The organism is Streptomyces sp. NPDC015125, assembly GCF_043080045.1.
Classification (GTDB): domain Bacteria; phylum Actinomycetota; class Actinomycetes; order Streptomycetales; family Streptomycetaceae; genus Streptomyces.
The window spans coordinates 1-16,018 of record NZ_JBIBVF010000041.1 but is presented as its reverse complement, the minus strand read 5'-3'; the positions used below and the strand labels follow the sequence as shown (position 1 = coordinate 16,018).

The 16,018-nt window shown below is 71.4% G+C and carries 12 protein-coding genes and 1 pseudogene; 5 read left to right on the top strand and 8 right to left on the bottom strand.

The genetic code is table 11. The features are described 5' to 3' along the window. Nucleotides 1-380, bottom strand: a pseudogene (locus ACF088_RS41040) (hypothetical protein); the annotation flags it as partial. 317 nt (nt 381-697) lie between these two features. Beyond that, nucleotides 698-823 (bottom strand): hypothetical protein, encoded by a 126-nt coding sequence (locus ACF088_RS41035; RefSeq protein ID WP_392381091.1) that lies wholly within the window; start codon nt 821-823, stop codon nt 698-700. 320 nt (nt 824-1,143) lie between these two features. Here ACF088_RS41035 and ACF088_RS41030 point away from each other — a divergent pair, with 320 nt between their 5' ends. Beyond that, nucleotides 1,144-1,701, top strand: a complete 558-nt coding sequence (locus ACF088_RS41030; RefSeq protein WP_392381090.1) for a carboxymuconolactone decarboxylase family protein — start codon at nt 1,144-1,146, stop codon at nt 1,699-1,701. Further along, entirely contained in the window at nt 1,698-2,546 is an 849-nt protein-coding gene (locus ACF088_RS41025; RefSeq protein ID WP_392381089.1) for an RNA polymerase sigma-70 factor, read from the top strand. Before ACF088_RS41030 ends, ACF088_RS41025 begins: the two co-directional genes overlap by 4 nt. Nucleotides 2,547-2,612: 66 nt before the next feature. On the opposite strand, the gene ACF088_RS41020 is transcribed toward ACF088_RS41025, so the two are convergent. Together ACF088_RS41020 and ACF088_RS41015 are read right to left on the bottom strand one after the other, a co-directional pair. Then, nucleotides 2,613-2,960 (bottom strand): LysR substrate-binding domain-containing protein, encoded by a 348-nt coding sequence (locus tag ACF088_RS41020; RefSeq protein WP_392381088.1) that lies wholly within the window; start codon nt 2,958-2,960, stop codon nt 2,613-2,615. After that, complete coding sequence (locus ACF088_RS41015; RefSeq protein ID WP_392381093.1) at nt 2,957-3,424, bottom strand: SUKH-3 domain-containing protein; 468 nt, start codon at nt 3,422-3,424, stop codon at nt 2,957-2,959. Before ACF088_RS41015 ends, ACF088_RS41020 begins: the two co-directional genes overlap by 4 nt. Before the next feature lie 616 nt (nt 3,425-4,040). On the opposite strand from ACF088_RS41015, the gene ACF088_RS41010 reads away from it, so the two are divergent. Further along, nucleotides 4,041-4,820, top strand: coding sequence for a LamG domain-containing protein (locus tag ACF088_RS41010; RefSeq protein WP_392381087.1), 780 nt, complete (start codon nt 4,041-4,043; stop codon nt 4,818-4,820). Between the two features lie 146 nt (nt 4,821-4,966). Beyond that, nucleotides 4,967-5,551: a sigma-70 family RNA polymerase sigma factor gene (locus ACF088_RS41005; protein WP_392381086.1), complete on the top strand. Its 585-nt coding sequence runs from the start codon at nt 4,967-4,969 to the stop codon at nt 5,549-5,551. 3 nt (nt 5,552-5,554) lie between these two features. Here ACF088_RS41005 and ACF088_RS41000 read toward each other — a convergent pair whose 3' ends face one another. Further along, nucleotides 5,555-6,496, bottom strand: coding sequence for a hypothetical protein (locus ACF088_RS41000; RefSeq protein ID WP_392381085.1), 942 nt, complete (start codon nt 6,494-6,496; stop codon nt 5,555-5,557). A 321-nt stretch (nt 6,497-6,817) separates the two neighbouring features. On the opposite strand from ACF088_RS41000, the gene ACF088_RS40995 reads away from it, so the two are divergent. Beyond that, nucleotides 6,818-11,215, top strand: a complete 4,398-nt coding sequence (locus ACF088_RS40995) for an FtsK/SpoIIIE domain-containing protein (RefSeq protein WP_392381092.1) — start codon at nt 6,818-6,820, stop codon at nt 11,213-11,215. An 80-nt stretch (nt 11,216-11,295) separates the two neighbouring features. On the opposite strand, the gene ACF088_RS40990 is transcribed toward ACF088_RS40995, so the two are convergent. From ACF088_RS40990 to ACF088_RS40980, 3 genes are all read right to left on the bottom strand, one after another. After that, nucleotides 11,296-12,684, bottom strand: a complete 1,389-nt coding sequence (locus ACF088_RS40990; RefSeq protein ID WP_392381084.1) for a DUF308 domain-containing protein — start codon at nt 12,682-12,684, stop codon at nt 11,296-11,298. Nucleotides 12,685-12,759: 75 nt separating this feature from the next. Further along, on the bottom strand, nt 12,760-13,296 hold the full coding sequence (locus ACF088_RS40985) for an SMI1/KNR4 family protein (protein ID WP_392381083.1): 537 nt from the start codon (nt 13,294-13,296) through the stop codon (nt 12,760-12,762). A 26-nt stretch (nt 13,297-13,322) separates the two neighbouring features. Further along, nucleotides 13,323-16,018 (bottom strand): DNA/RNA non-specific endonuclease (locus ACF088_RS40980; protein ID WP_392381082.1); only part of this gene is annotated, 2,696 nt, incomplete at its 5' end.

Sequence of the window (16,018 nt, the reverse complement as noted above, 5' to 3'; positions counted from 1 at the left end):
TACAGCCGCTTCTTCGACTCGGGCAGCAGATACAGCCCGGAAAGGAAGAAGGTCATCGAGGCATTGTGGTCCTTGGCGAGCTTGCGGAACCGCGGGAAGAGGCCATTGCCCACCTCGGCCGCGCCGTCCCAGGAGAAGACCACGAACTGCGGCGGCTTCTGGCCCGGCGCCAGCTTCTCCGGTGCCGACGGCTGGTTCGGCTGCTTTCCGGTGTACGCGGTGGAGCCGTCGCCTATCGGCTTGCCCTTCGCCGTCTCTCCGGGCTTGGATCCGACCGTGTCGGAAGCCGACGACCCGGAAGGCGAGCAGCCGGCAACGGAGAGTGCGGCCGCCGCTCCGACCCCGAGTCCAAATATGCCCCGGCGGCTGATGTCACGCATAACGGTACCCATCGCATTCGTTCGAAGTTCTGATGTGGGGGGCGCCCGGAGAAGTGGGGCGCCCGGAAAGCCGGGGAAGCGGATGCCGAGTTCCGCTTCGACCCGAGAAGGAGGATTCTCAGCGGGGGAGAATCCTCAACGGAGGAGGAGCCTCAAGGGAGGAAGATCCTCAAGGGAGGAAGATCCTCAACGGAGGAAGATTCTCAGCGGAGGGTCGCGGGCGGCGGCTCGTTCTCCGAAGCCGTGGGAGCCGTGGGAGCCGTGGGAGCCGTGGAAGCCGTGGGAGGGGCCCCGGGAGCCCGGCACTCCGCAGTGAACTACGCGATGGTTAACCCCGCAAAGGAGCAGGTGACGGCTTGCACCGCGCCGCGTCGCAGCCCCCGCCCCCGCCCCTTGTCCTTCTTCGCGGCCTTCCCGGCGCGGCCGTCGTTGTCCGACGTCATCCTCTGCATGGTGTTCCCCCGTTCGTTGGGCGGGGCATGGAGCTGAAGGCCTCAGCGGCCTCACCCAACACCCTTGGACGCACATGACTCTCGCGGAGATCGCTAGCGCACCGTTAACGCCTCACTAACAACCGTTGCGGTACGGCCCTGCGGTGCGGACACGGACGAACAGGGCCCGGGGCCGGAACACCGTCGCTGACGACCGACGTGCCGATGTCACACTCCGGCGGGCCGCCCTGTCACACCTCCGGAAGTCCTGGGAACCCCCGCTCGACAGCTGCTCGCCGAGTCACGGGTGCGACACGATGGAGAGACCTGCCATGGCCCGAATCTCGCTCACTCCGCCCCACACCCTGCTCAATCGTCTGGGCGCCCGGTATTCCCGGCGCACCTACGGGAAGGTGCTCGACCCCGGCCTGGCCCTCGGCCACAACGCGCGGGTGCTGCTCACCTACGTCCGGCAGGAGCGCGGTGCCGCCAAGTGGAACCGCCTCGACCCGGGGCTCAAGCACCTCGCGGTCATGGCCGCGGCGGTCAGGATCAACTGCTCGTGGTGCATGGACTTCGGCCACTGGGAGGCCGACGCCCTCGGGCTCCCTACGGACAAGGTCTCCAAGGTCCCGCAGTGGCGTGACAACCAGGACGTCTTCACCGAGCTGGAGCTGCTCGTTCTGGACTACGCCGAAGCCATGACCGAGACCGAACCCCGCGTCACCGACGAGCTCGCCGCCGCCCTGACCGGACGGCTCGGTGAGGCCGCCTTCGTCGAACTCACCGCCATGGTCGCCCTGGAGAACTACCGCTCTCGCATGAACCGGGCGTTCGGCCTGACAAGCCAGGGCTTCTCGGACGCCTGCGCGGTAGCGTCGCAGACGTGATCGACACGGCCACCTTCGAACAACACCGGCGCATGCTGTTCGGCATCGCCTACCGCATGCTCGGCAGCGTCGCCGACGCCGAGGACCTGGTGCAGGACACCTGGCTGCGGTGCAGCCAGGTGTCCACCCTCGTGGACAACCCGGCCGGCTATCTGGCCCGTACGGTCACCAACCTCGCGATCAACCGGCTCACCTCGGCCGCCGCCACCCGCGAGCAGTACGTCGGGCCCTGGCTGCCCGAACCGCTGGTCACCCAGCCCGACGCCGGCGAGGGGGTGGAGCTGGCCGAGTCGGTCTCCCTCGCCATGCTCGTCGTACTCGACAACCTCTCGCCGCTGGAGCGAGCGGTCTTCGTGCTCAAGGAGGTCTTCGGCTACTCCTTCAAGGAGATCGCCGGAATGCTGGAGCGCAGCGAGGCGTCCGTACGGCAGGTCGGCCACCGGGCCAGGGCACACGTCCGGGCCCGCCGGCCGCGCTACGACACACCGGCCGAGGTGCAGCGGCAGGTCACCGATGAATTCCTGGCTGCCTGTCTCGGCGGCGACCTCAACCGGATGATGGAGCTGCTCGCCCCCGATGTGACGGCATGGAGTGACGGCGGCGGCAAGGTGAAGGCCGCCGTCCGCCCCCAGCGGGGCGCGGACAAGGTCGCCCGTTTCCTCGCCGCCGTCGTCACCCGGCCGATGGACGACCCCCGGGTACATGCGGTCAACGTCAACGGCCGGCCCGGGCTGCTGCTCACCATCGCGGGACGCCCGGACACCGTCGCCTGCGCGGAGGTCGTGGACGGGCGGATCACCGAGATCCGCATCATCCGCAACCCGGACAAGCTGCAACACCTGTGAGTCGGTGCCGTACTTGAGAAGGGATCACTGGCGGCCGGCGGCGACCTGCACGGCGACTCGCCCGGTTCAGGGTGCCCCGGCGGTGGTGCCCCGGCGTGGAGCGGGGCGGGGAGAGGCCACAGGACCCGCCGTGCCGCCGGCCTCGGCCAGGGCTTCGACGACGGCAAGGACCGACGGGCGGACCGACCCGTCCGTACGCCACGTCGCGCACACGCGGCGGATCGGTGCCGGCTCGACGTCCACGACCCGGATGCCGGCGGGAAGCGGCCCCAGACCCAGTGTGGGCACTACGGCCAGACCGACTCCCGCCGCGACCAGGGCCAGCTGGGTGGGGTGCTCGGAGGCGGTGTGCACGACACAGGGCTCCGCACCGTGGCTCTGCAGGGTGAGCACCAGCCAGCACAGTACGTTCATGACGAGGGCGCCGTAAGCGCCTCGTGCTGCAGGCCCCCTGTGTACAGGGCGGCAATGGCCTCCCTGATGCCCACCCCCAGGTAGGAGAACCCGGTGTGGTGGATGTAGAACATGCGCTCCGCCGGGTCGATGACGGCGAGGCCCCCTTCGATCCTGTCCCAGCCGACAGGGAAGACGGACTGCTGCAGGTCCTCGGAGAGCTCGCTGATCTCTTCGGCTTGATCGTCACAGAATCTGGCGCAGGTGTTGAAGTGTTCCGTGCGCCCCGGGGCGTAAGGGAATGCCACCTCCAGGAACCCATAGGAGCGCAGGAAGGACTCCGCGGCAGGAAAGAGTGAAACGGCACAGTCGTGAGCGGCCAGGTCGGAGATCACGAACTGCGTCAATTCGGCTACCCGATCCGCCTCGTCGCGCCCCGGATGCCATCCCGCTTCAGCGAGAAAATGGTCAACCTCTGTGAGCACGGAGTCACTTGGCACGGGGTTCCCTTCCTGGATCCTGGAGAGTGGGATTACGGGACAGCCCTTGGGTTCCCGCCGGTGGCCTGCCGGTCCGGGGCTGCGCCGGAAGCGGCCACGGCTGAGCAGCGAATGCGGCGATCGCCTTCCGTAGCGGTTCTGCCGCGCTCCGAGGGTCGGCGCGGGTGTCCAGGCCCACTACCCGGATGCGGCCCAGGAGGCCGCGAGGGCCATTGAACTCCAGGATGTGCTGGGTGGCGCCCTGGGGAGCAGGGTGGACCACCAGCGCGAGGGGCTGCTCCCGGCCGGTGGAGCCGGCGATGTCCACGCCGACTGGCCGACGGCGTTCGGCAGCACCTCAGTCGGTGGCAGGAAGCGGGCTCCCGACCGCCCCCGGAATGGTCGTTGGGCGAGGAGCCCGCGCCGCCGGAGCATCCCAACGAACAGCGTTGAACTGCGCAAACGTGGTGTCGCCGCAGGTTCCGGCGCAGGGCGGCACATTCAGGGGCGCCCGCGTCTGCTGTCTTACCCGCTGTCAGACTTTGGGTGCACGTTGAACCACTTCCGGAACGGACACGTGGTCACCAGTGACACCTGTATGCCGCACCTCCCGGGGAGATTCATGACGCGCAGATGGTCGCTCATCACCACGATTGCCGTACTGACCGTCGCGCTGGCCTTCGTCGTCGCCCAACTGGTGCGCGGCCAGGGGGCCGGAGGTTCCGGGAAGGAGCAGGCCGGGGGGAAACCGGCCGCGCCGAGCCCGGGTGCGGACACCGGGTCGCTGCGCGGCGTCGGGTGGTGGCCCCTGCACCGGTCCGGCACCGCGAAGGCGGGTGAGCACGACGCCGTCGTCAGCGGCGGTGCGCAGTGGGCCGACGGTCCCGGGGGCGGCGCCCTGCGGCTGGACGGCAGCAGCGGATACGCGGACACCGGTTCCCGGATCGACACCGCCGGCAAGGACTACTCGGTCGCCGCACGGGTGCGGCTCACCCCCGAGGACCTGAACGGCTTCCACACCGTGCTGTCCCAGGACGGCGACCAGGCCAGCACGTTCTACCTCCAGTACTCCGGACAGGACCAGAACTTCGCCTTCAGTTTCACCGGTGCCCGTACCGTCGCGGAGAAGGCCGAGCAGCCGCAGGCCGGCCGCTGGTACCACCTCACCGGCACGTACCGCCAGAAGGACCACCGGATGCGGGTCTACGTGGACGGCCGGCTGGCGGGAAGCCGGGAGGCCACCGGCACGGTGAAGCCCACCGGGGCCGTGGTGGTCGGACGCGGCAAGTTCGGCGGCAAGGCGGCCGACCACTGGAAGGGCGACATCGCCGATGTGCACCTCTACGACCGGGAACTGACGCCCGGTGAGGTGCGCTCGCTTTCCTCCCGCGAACCGGACTGACGGCGGTACCGGGGCGGGTACACCGCCGCTGCAGGCCCGGCGGACACGCCGCACGGAGCGGACGGCCGCTCGTGGCGGCGCCCGCCGGCTTTCCCGCGGCCGGCGGAATCCGTCTTCCCCACAGACGACCGGAGAGGAAAAGGCCTTTGTCGGCCAGTGCTTCGACCGAAGACGGCATATCCCGCCCCCGCACCGCGGAACTCGGCCCCGACGAATTCCTCAGAGCCCTCTACCAGTTCCACGGCAGCGCGTTGCTGCAGTTCGCCGCGCGGCGGCTGGGGGGCGACTGGCACCGCGCCGAGGACGTCCTCCAGGAAGTCGCGATACGCGCCTGGCGCCACGCCGGGGACCTCGACCCGACCGCGGATTCGGTGCGGCCGTGGCTGTTCACCGTGCTGCGCAACCTCGTCATCGACGGTCACCGGGCCCGCCAGGCCAGACCACCGGAGACCGGCGACCCGGAACTGGCCCACCTGCCGGTGTCCGACGACGTGGACCACATCCTCACCTCCCAGGTGCTCATCGAGGCGTTGCAAGACCTGCGGCCGCCGCAGCGCGAGGTCCTGCTGCACGTGCACTACCTGGGGCGCAGCGTCAACCAGACGGCCAGGGTCCTCGGCGTGCCGCCGGGCACGGTCAAGTCGCGGACGTACTACGCCGCCCGCGCCCTGCGGGAGGCGCTGCACAGCCGCGGGCTGCAGGCGGGCGGTTGTGACCGGGCCGCCGGATGAGACTCACGCCAGGCGCCCCGCGTGCCGGGTGATTTCCAGGCCGAGTGGTCCGGTGTCGAGCGATCCGTCCGCACCGGCCCGCCAGGGCCACCCCGCGGGTGCGTCGCCGAGCACCAGCAGCGCGTCCCCGCGCCGCAGGCCGTCCAACGCCCCGGCTCGTCGCGGGAGCTGTGAGGCGTCCACGACGAACAGGTGCGGCGCCTCGCCCTGGACGGCGATCCGGCTGCTGCCCTCGATCAGCCGGAAGATCTGGGTGACCTCGGACGATCCGGGCTCCGGCTGACCCGGGCCCGCCGAAGCCGCCCTGGCCAGCGCCTCCTCCAGGCTGGCCGCGGTGTGCAGACGCGAGGTCCGCGGCGCGTCGCCGGCCATGAACCCGTCGCCGGCCAGGGATCCCACCAGGGTGACCTCGGCGAGGGCCCCCACCGGGCCGGCCAGCGCCTCGGCGACGACGGCCCGCGCCAGGCTGCGCACCTCCTCGTCCGGGCCCGTCACGGAGACGGGCCCCGCCGCCCGCGAGAGGTCGACCAGCACCCGGTCGGCGCCGTCCAGCCCCACCGTCACCGTCAGCGCGTACGGCAGGGCCGGTTCGCCCTCCGGGCCGGGGCGGTGCAGGTCGTCGGGCGAGACCGTCCAGCGCTCGCCGTCCGACTCGGCGGTCCAGGGCGCGGGGGCGGCCTCCTCCGCGCCGGCCAGCAGCAGTCCGAGGCGTTCCTCGGAGTAGACGACGGCGTACAGGTCGGGCAGTGACCGGCCGGAGCGCAGGCATTCGCCCGTCAGCCGGCGCAGGCCGGCGTTGACCACGTCCAGCGCCTCCGGCCCCACGACGGCGGCCGAGGCGGCGGCGGGCTTCGGCGGGCGGGGCCGCCGCTCGGTGACGATCAGCGCGGCCACCGCCCCGATCAGCGCCAGCCCCAGCACCACGGCCAGGACGTACCAGATCATCTTCTGACTCCTTGTCGGGACGCCCCGGCGGCGGAGCCGGGACGGTCGAAAGCGGGGGCGGCACGCGGCAACGTCGCGGTGCCGGGTACGTCGCGGTGCCAGGTACCCGAAGGCCACTACGGAGCCCGGGCGCGGATGGTTCACGGATGGTGGACGGAGGGGGCACGGGCGATCGGCGGACCGGTGGGAGACGGGTGACGCACGCGCCGGTGAACCATCCGCGGACCGGCTCCGTAGGTCCCGTCAGTGGCCCGGGAGCCGTCGAGCAGGGCTCCCGCGGCCCCCCATTCACGCCGGCTGGAGGACGTTCTCGTGTCGTTGATGTTGACCGTGGTCGAGGGGGACGGTGACGCGTTCGACGTCCACCTCGACGCCGACCCCGACACGCCCGTGGGTGCCGTCGCTCAGGCGCTGGCCGGGGCGGGAGGCGTCCACCGGCCCCCGGAGGGCCTCGGCCTGTACGCCGGCGACCGGCTGCTGCCCGCGGACCTGCGGCTGCGGGACTCGCCGCTCCACCACGCGGCCGTCGTGGGCCTGGGCCGCCCGGCGGGCCCCGCGTCCGCCGAACCGGACGGGCTGGTGGAGATCCGTGCGGTCGGCGGGACCGGGGCGGGCGCGGTGCACCGGCTCGACATCGGGTCGTACCGGATCGGACTGGCGCACGACGGAACCGCTCAGGTGCTGCGCACCGCACCGGACCGGCCGTGCGCCGTCCTGACGGTGGGCCCCGGAGGGCGCTGCCGGGTGGCGCCCGACGCGTCCGCGCCGGACGGCGGCACCCCGCAACTGGACCGCGAGGATCTCGCCGGGGCCACCGCCTGGCCGGCCGGCGCACAGCTCGCTCTTCCAGGGTCTGGCGGCTGCCTGCTCGAACTCGCCCTCCCGGAGCGGCCGGACGCGGCCGTGCAGCCGTCGGAGGACGGCACCGGCTGGGACTACAACCGGCCGCCGCGGCTGCGGCCGGCCCAGAACGCCACCCGTTTCACCCTGCCCTCCCCGCCCGCGGCGCCCGCCGCCCGGCCGCTCCCGTGGATCACCGCGGCCGCCCCGCTGGTGATGGCGGGGGTCGGGGCGCTGGCCTTCGGCCGCATGCAGATGCTGTTCTTCGGGCTGCTCTCCCCGGTGGTGATCCTTGGCAACTACCTGATGAGCCGGCGCAACGGACGCCAGTCGCACTCCGACGACGTCGCCGCCTACGAGGAGAAGAAGGGGCGCATCGAGGGCGACGCGGAGCAGGCCCTGACGGCCGAACGCACCGCCCGGCGCCGTGGCTTCCCGGACCCGGCCGAGGTCGTCCTGACCGCCGTCGGCCCCCGGCGCCGCCTGTGGGAACGCCGCACCTCGGACGCCGACTTCCTGGAACTGCGCATCGGGACCGCCGACCTGCCCTCCGACGTGGTGCTCCAGGACCCGACCAAGGACGAACACCGCCGCCAGGACCCGTGGACCGCATACGACGTCCCGGTGACCGTTCCGCTGCGGGAGCACGACGTCCTGGGCATCGCCGGCGAGGGCCCGGCCGCGCGCGCCGTGGCACGGTGGGCCATCGCCCAGGCCGCCGTCCTGCACAGCCCCCGTGACCTCCAGATCCACCTGCTGACGACCGGTGGCCCGGGCCGGGACGGCTGGTCCTGGCTGCGCTGGCTGCCGCACGTGCGGAAGAAGTCCGGCGACACCCCGGCAAGCATCGGCTACGGCACCGAGACCTGCGCCCGGCGGGTCGCCGAACTGACCGCGCTGATCGCCGAGCGCGCCGGACGCGAAGACCGGCAGAGCCGGACCGCCGGGCCCGACGTACTGGTCGTCCTCGACGGAGCCCGCAGGCTGCGTTCGCTGCCCGGCGTGGCGCAGATCCTGCGCGACGGACCGTCCGTCGGCGTCCGCGCGGTCTGCCTGGACGCCGAGGAGCGGCTGCTGCCAGAGGAGTGCCACGCCGTCGTCGCCGAGGAGCCCGGCGGAACCGTGCGGGTGGGTCGCTCCGGGCGGGGCACCGTCGGGGGCATCCGGCCCGACGTGGTGTCCCTGGACTGGTGCCGCTCGCTGGCCCGGGCGATGGGGCCGCTGCGGGACCCGGGCGGGGACGACGAGGGGGCCGCGGTGCTCCCCGGTTCCGCTCGGCTGCTCGATGTCCTCGCCCTCGACCCGCCGCAGGCCGCCGGCATCCGGGCGCGCTGGACGGCCGGGGGCCGCTCGACCCGGGCGGCCGTCGGCGTCTCCCTGGACGGCCCGTTCCACCTGGACCTGAAGCGCGACGGCCCGCACGGGCTGGTCGCCGGTACCACCGGCTCCGGCAAGTCCGAACTCCTCCAGACGCTGGTCGCCTCGCTCGCGGTGGCGAACCGTCCGGACGCGATGACGTTCGTCCTCGTCGACTACAAGGGCGGCTCCGCGTTCAAGGACTGTGTGAACCTGCCGCACACCGTCGGGATGGTCACCGACCTCGACGCCCACCTCGTCGAACGGGCGCTGGTGTCGCTGACGGCGGAACTCACCCGGCGCGAGCACATCCTCGCCGCGGCCGGCGCCAAGGACATCGAGGACTACATCGAGCTGCTGGAGCGGAATCCGGCGGCGGGCCACACCCCGATGCCCCGGCTGCTCATCGTCATCGACGAGTTCGCCTCGATGGTGCGCGATCTGCCGGACTTCGTGAAGGGCCTGGTCAATATCGCGCAGCGGGGCCGCAGCCTCGGCATCCACCTGATCCTGGCGACGCAGCGCCCGAGCGGCGTCGTCTCCTCGGAGATCCGCGCCAACACCAACCTGCGCATCGCGCTGCGGGTGACGGACTCCGGCGAGAGCCAGGACGTCATCAACTCCTCCGAGGCCGCCGGGATCTCGCAGGGCACCCCCGGCCGCGCGTACGTACGGCTCGGCCAGAACTCCCTCGTGCCGTTCCAGTCCGGCCGGGTCGGTGGCCGCAGGCCCGGCGCCACGGCGGCCTCGCTGCCGGCGCCCTGGGCGGTGGCGGTCGGCTGGGAGCGGCTCGGCGAGCCGCTGCCGGCGCGGCCGCGCGCCGCGGCCGCGCCCGCCGAGGCGGAGACCGACCTCACCGGGCTCGTCGAGGCGATCCGCGGCGCGGACCGGGAGATGGGCATTCCCGCGCAGCACAGCCCCTGGCTGCCGCCGCTGCCCGAAAAGCTGGTCCTCGGCGATCTGCCCCCGGTCCCGCCCTCGGACTACGACCTCCCGCCCGTCGCGTACGGGGTGGTGGACCTGCCCGCACAGCAGGCCCGGCTCCCCCTGGTGATCGACCCGGCGACGCTCGGGCACCTGCACGTGATCGGCTCGCCCCGGCAGGGCCGTTCGCAGACGCTGCGCACGCTCGCCGGCACGCTGGCCCGCGTCCACTCCCCGGACCGGCTGCACATGTACGGCATCGACTGCGGCAACGGCGCGCTGCTGGCCATGGAGGGGCTGCCGCACTGCGGCGCCGTCACCCAGCGCACCCAGCCCGACCGGGTGGCCCGGCTGCTCGCCCGGCTGACGGCGGAGCTCACCCGACGGCAGGAGATGCTCGCCGCCCGCGGCAGCGCCGACCTGACGGAGCTCCGCCGCGCCCTGCCCGAGGACGAACGGCCGCCGCACCTCGTGCTGTTCATCGACCGGTGGGAGGTCTTCGACAAGCAGCTCGGCGAGTACGACGCCGGGAACCTGCTGAACTCCGTGCTGACCCTGCTGCGGGACGGTGCGAGCGCCGGCATCCACCTGGTGATGTCCGGTGACCGGGCGCTGTTCTCCAGCCGGGTCAACGGCTCCACCGAGGACAAGCTCGTGCTGAAGCTCAACGAGAAGTCCGAGTACGGCATGATCGGCATCACCCAGCGGAACGTGCCCGACGAGATCCCGCCGGGCCGCGCGTTCCGCGCCGCCGACAAGGCCGAGGTGCAGATCGCGCTCCTCACGGAGAACCCGGAAGGCCAGGCGCAGGCCGCCGCGCTCCAGCAGATCGCCGAGCAGTGCCGGCAGCGGGCGGCTCAGCTGCCGGCCGCCACCCGGCCGTTCCGCGTCGACACCCTGCCGGACCGGCTCACCTTCGAGGAGGCCGCCCGGTTCGTCCCGGGCAGGCGCTCCTCGCGATGGGCGCTGGCCGGCGTCGGCGGCGACGAACTCACCGCACTCGGGCCGGACTTCACCGTCACCCCGACGTTCCTCGTCGCCGGGCCCGCCCGCTCGGGACGCAGCACCGTCCTGTCCACGCTGGCGGTGGCGCTGCTCGCGGCCGGCACCCCGATCGTGGTCGGGGCCCCCGCCCGCTCGCCGCTGCGCAACCTCGCCGGACGGCCGGGCGTGCTCGCGGTGTACGACGAGTCCGACATCGACCCCACGGCCCTGGAGGCGGCGCTGGCCACCGCGCCCGACGGGGCCGTGGTGCTCCTGGACGACGCCGACCTGCTGCTGAAGACGAGGGCCGAGCCCGTCCTCACGCAGATCGCCAAGTCCGGTGCCGAGACCGGCCGGGGCCTGGTGATCGCCGGGCAGACCGACCGGCTCTCCTCGGGGTTCTCCGGCTGGCACACCGAGGCCCGCCGCAACCGGTGCGGTCTGCTGCTGAAGCCGCAGAACATGAGCGACGGCGAACTGATCGGCGTCAAGGTGCCCCGCAGCCGGCTGGGCGCGACCCGCCCGGGCCGGGCGATCCTGCACCTGGGCGACGGCGTGCTGCGCACGGTGCAGGTCCCGGAGACGGTGCTTGCGGAGCCGGGCACCCGGGCGTGAGGGCCTGACGCCCGTACCTCACAGAGGGCTCCCGCCGACACGGTCGGCGGGAGCCCTCTCGTATGCGGGGCGGGGCCTGCTCAGGCCGTCCCGGGCAGGTAGCTGCCGTCGCGCACCGGCGGGGCCTGGTGGCCGGTGTAGGCCGCCGGTCCGTAGATCAGGCCGGTCACCCCCAGGAAGAAGCCGGCCACGTCCGGACGGGACCAGCGGTGGGTGACTCCCAGCAGGCCGCCCACGGTGGGCAGATGCAGAGGCGAGGTGTCGACCCTGAGGCCGGTCGTCCAGGCCTTCTGCAGCACCGTGCTCACCGCGTCGAGCGGGTTCCTGGGCGCCGTCAGGAGCCACGTGTAGTCGTCGATCTTGGACCCGATGCCCTTCGCGACGTCGACGAGGTCGTGGGGGATGTTCTTGTAGTCCTTGACGGCGACCTGGATGTTCCTGGGGACGCTCCGGACAGCTACGGGAATCTGCTGGAACTCGCCCAGGAACTCCTTGAACCCGCTGCCGATCCTGCTGATGCCCCCGCCGGCCCCACCTACCTTGACCGCAGCCGTGACCGAGCCGGCGATCGAGCCGACGCCCTTGATGACCGCGGCCCCGCCGAGGAACAGCCCGATGCTGCCCAACACGATGCCGAGTGGATTCCACTCGCCCGTCTCCGCGCTCTTGGCGATGTTGATCCCGAATGCCGTGGCGCCGGTCGCGAAACTGCCGATCGTCAGGGCGAGTCCGACGCCCTGCAGACCGGGCACGAGCATGGCCAGGATGCCCAGCACACCGCTGATGATGCCCAGGGCGAGGCTGAGCTTGTCGCGGATCTTCTCCCACAGGCTCTTGCCCGCGACCGCCTCGTCCCTCGCGTCATCCAGCTTCTGTGCCGCCGTCGCGGCGTCCTCCTCGCGCACCCTCCGTGCGTCCTCGGCGAGCAGCCGGGCCGCATCCAGATCCGCCTGTGCGTCATCGGCATGCGTCTGCGCCGTGGACTGCTTGCTGTGCGCCTCGTCCAGCGCGCGCCGGGTGCTCGCCCGTGCCTCGATGTCGTGTGGAGGGTGGGTGACCGCGTCCAGCCGGCCGATATCGGCACCGGCCGCGCGTACGGCCTCGGTGGCCGACGCCAGCCGCTCCTTGGCCTCCCGCCCCTTCTCCAGCGCGTGGTCGGCGTTGCGCTGCTGATCACGCAGCGAATGCACATACGTGTCGAGGGCGCCGGCCGCCTGGTCGTAGGAGCTGTGCAGCTTGCGTGCCTGCGTGGCCAGGTCGCCGAGCTTGTCGCGGAGCTTGTCCATGGACTTGCCCTCGCCCACCTGCTGGTTCTCCAGCCCGGAGACGAGGGGAAGGGCGTCGCCCGCATTGTCCGCTACGGAGCGGTAGCTCCGCGCGAGCTGCCCGAGCACCTCCGCATCACCCGGCGTCGGGTCGTCCGAGAACCCGAAGACCGACTCCCACTCGGACACCGCTGGACGCACCATGGCCGCAACCTCACTTTCTCTACCGGCCCGAATCCACGCTCTTGCCTTTCCGGCTCTTCCCGAGGAGCGGGCCCGTCAGGATTCCGGGGTGAACTTGGCGAAGACGTGGCGGGTCAGCGGGAATCGACTCCAGAGAACGTCCGACTGAATTTCTCCGGTAAGGGCTGCATGGAGAAAGTCGGTGCAGTTCATGTCATAGTGCTCCCACGTCTCGCCCCGGGCTTCGTTCACGATGACCGTCCACGCATCGGGGTGCTGGTCCGGCAGGGAGCGCCAGAACAGCCATTCGCCGTTGTCCGTCGTCCCCCAGGGGAGGATGCGGCTCCCCTCGACCTGCAGCTCCGGAGGCTTCTCCTCGAACTCCCAGATCTCCTCGTAGGATTCGATCCGTTCTCGGGTGAGATTCACCAGGTCGTAGTGCTCGTTGGGGGAATCCGGTTCGAGGAGGTACAGGTAGTCCTCGACGCGTCCACCGCCCAGCCGGTCGATCAATTCCTTGTAGTCGCTCGGAAGTGACGTTCCCAGATCGACTTCTGTGGAGGTCCATGCCTTCGGGAGCGCGGACTCCGAAGCGTTGAGCGTCTCGATGAGACGGGTCACGTTGTTGCTCATGCGGGCTCGGCCCTTTCCGTCGTGCATTACTTGGTCTTGTTGGAAAAGGACACCTTGTCCGTGAGCGCCTGGGTGTCGCGGTGGGTGAACTTGAAGCCGTTGCTCCCCGTGACGTTGAGCTCCATGCTGTCCGGGAGGAGATTGCTCCCCTTGTACTTGGGCGTCACCGTGTAGGTCACCGTTTCGCCGGCGTCGACAGCCTTGCGTATCTGACCTTCATAGACGCGCATCACCGGCGTGTTCGCATAACCGTGCAGGGTGACGAAGTTCTGCGTGCTCTTGTTGGAGCCGCCCAGCTGGGCCCCGAGCAGATGGGAACGATGGTAACCCTGCCCCGACTGCCAGCCCGGCGGCTCGGACGGGGCACTGGGATTGGTCTTGCCGCCCATCATGCTCTTGTCGAGTTTGGCGGTCATTCCCGTCGGACGGTTGAGCGAGTCCAGCGGGTGGTAGGTCACCCGCGGGTTTTTGCCGTTCGCATCCTTCCAGGTGATGTTCTTTTCATCGCAGGGAGCCAGCCCCAGCGGGTCGCACCAGATCTGCGGATCGTCGACGTACGCCACAGGGTTGGGGGCAGGCGCCAGGCCCAGGGGGTCGGGGGTCGTGTACCGGCCGCTCTCCGGGTCGTAGTGGCGGAGGTAGTTGTAATGGAGGCCCGTTTCGGGGTCTTCGTACTGCCCGGGGAAGCGGAAGGGCGTCAGGGCGGTGGCATCGCGATGATGCGCGGTGGTGCCCCACATGGTGGTGCGGGAGCGCCAGGCGATGTCGCCGTGTTCGTCGACGAGTTCGGTGGGGGTGCCGACGAGGTCCGTGACGATGGCGAAGAAGCGGGAGTCGTCAGCGCCCTGGCTCCTCGGCTTGCGTTCGAGCTGGGTGAGCGGGCGGTGGCCGTCGTGGTCCCAGGTGAGGGTGACGCCGGTGGTGGTGTCCGTCTGCTCGGCGAGGCGGGTGCCGTCCCAGGTGAAGTGGACGGCCTCGACGGCGGACCGGCCGTCCTCGGCCATGCGGTACTTCGCGGTGCGCCGCCCCATGGGGTCGTACGTGTAGTGCCAGCGGGTGCCGTCCGGTGTCACGCATGAGGTGAGGCGGTCCTCGGCGTCCCATTCGTAGCGCCAGGTGTCGGGCTTCTTCGACAGGCGGCGCTTCTGGCGCAGCACCATGCGGCCCGCGTCGTCGTGCTCGTAGCGCACCGCCCCCGCTGCCTGGATGCGGGTACCGGTGTAGGTGCGGGAGCCGCGGGCCTCGTCCCGGTGTGCCTTGTCGGGCCAGGCGGCCTCGGTCTGGTTGCCGGCCCGGTCGTAGGCGTAGGACTCGGTCCAGCCCTCCCCTGTGACGGCCAACGGGCGGCCGACCGGATCGAGTTCCATGTCCCGTCGCGTGCCCGTCGCGCGGTCGGCGACGGCGGTCAGGCGATCGTCGGCCCGGTAGGTGTAGGACCGGTCGCGCAGTGTCCGCCCCGGCGTGGCGAGAGCGTGGGCGACCGAACGCCCGGCCGTGTCCCACGAGGTCGTCGCTGACACGCGGGAGGTCGCTGTGCCCCATACGCGGGCCAGTTCGCGCCCGAGGAGGTCGTGGGTGAAGTCCAGCCGGTGTCCGTCGGCGGTGAGAGCGTCGCGGTTTCCGTTCTCGTCGTAGGTGAGTTCGGTGACGGCGCCGGTAGGGGTGGTGCGGGAGGTGCGGCGGCCGAGGAGGTCGTACGTGAAGCGGGTGGTGCGTCCGTCGACGGTCTCGGCCACGGTCCGCCCCATGAGGTCCCGCTCGAACTCCAGCGTCGAGGTGGGGGAAGCGGCCCGGACGAGTGCTCCGGCCGTGTCGTAGGTGTACGACGTGATCGCCCCGGCCACGTTCTTCTCCACCAGCTCGCCGGCGGAGTTGTACCGGAAGGCGATCTCCTCGCCCAGCGGAGTGGTGTGGGAGACGATCCGGCCCGACGCGTCCAACAGATAGGTGACCTCGCGGTCGTCGAAGTCGGACTCCGCTATCAGGTTGCCTGCGCGGTCATAGGTGTAGTCCCAGGTCAGACCTTGCGGGTTGGTGACCTGGGTGCGGCGGAGCTCGGCGTCGTAGGCGAAGGCATGGCGGACACCGTCCGGCGTGGTCTGGGCCGCCACCTGGTCGAAGTGGGTGTACTCGAAGCTGGTGGTGCCGCCCGCGGCGTCGGTCCTGGTGAGGCAGTTGCCCTCGCCGTCCCAGGTCAGGCGCTCGCTCCGGCCGTCGGGCGTGGTGCGCTCCGACAGGAGGCCCTCGACGGTCCACACCGCGCGGGTGATCGCGCCCAGTGGGTCGGTGACGGTGGTGGGGCGGCCGAACGCGTCGCGTTCGATCGTCGCCCGGTGCCCGGCCGGGTTGCCGACGGCCAGGGGGAGGCCCGCGCCGTCGACCTCGTACCCGACCTCCGCGCCGGCCGGGTCCGTGGCCGAGGCGATCGCGCCGTTGCGGTGATGGGTGAAACGGTTCGTGGTGCCGTCCGGGGCGGTGACGCTCGTCAGGTTGCCCCGCTCGTCGAACTCCTGCCGCCACGTCGCCCCGTCGTGGCCCGTCGACGAGGTGGGGAGGTTCAGCGCGTTGTACGTCGACGTGGACCGGCTGCCGCCCGGGAGCTCGATGACGGTGGGGTTGTGGGATCGGTCGTACTCGTACCGGATCGTGTTGCCGAGGGGGTCGGTGCGGGCCAGGAGGTGGTCGTAGCGGTCCCACTCGGAGGCCGTGGTGTGGCCGAGCG

Excerpts from the sequence above, each read along its gene's own strand:
- ACF088_RS41035 (WP_392381091.1), bottom strand. The coding sequence starts at position 823 with ATGACGTCGGACAACGACGGCCGCGCCGGGAAGGCCGCGAAGAAGGAC.
- ACF088_RS41030 (WP_392381090.1), top strand. The coding sequence starts at position 1,144 with ATGGCCCGAATCTCGCTCACTCCGCCCCACACCCTGCTCAATCGTCTG.
- ACF088_RS41020 (WP_392381088.1), bottom strand. The coding sequence starts at position 2,960 with ATGAACGTACTGTGCTGGCTGGTGCTCACCCTGCAGAGCCACGGTGCG.
- ACF088_RS41010 (WP_392381087.1), top strand. The coding sequence starts at position 4,041 with ATGACGCGCAGATGGTCGCTCATCACCACGATTGCCGTACTGACCGTC.
- ACF088_RS41000 (WP_392381085.1), bottom strand. The coding sequence starts at position 6,496 with ATGATCTGGTACGTCCTGGCCGTGGTGCTGGGGCTGGCGCTGATCGGG.
- ACF088_RS40995 (WP_392381092.1), top strand. The coding sequence starts at position 6,818 with ATGTTGACCGTGGTCGAGGGGGACGGTGACGCGTTCGACGTCCACCTC.
- ACF088_RS40990 (WP_392381084.1), bottom strand. The coding sequence starts at position 12,684 with ATGGTGCGTCCAGCGGTGTCCGAGTGGGAGTCGGTCTTCGGGTTCTCG.
- ACF088_RS40985 (WP_392381083.1), bottom strand. The coding sequence starts at position 13,296 with ATGAGCAACAACGTGACCCGTCTCATCGAGACGCTCAACGCTTCGGAG.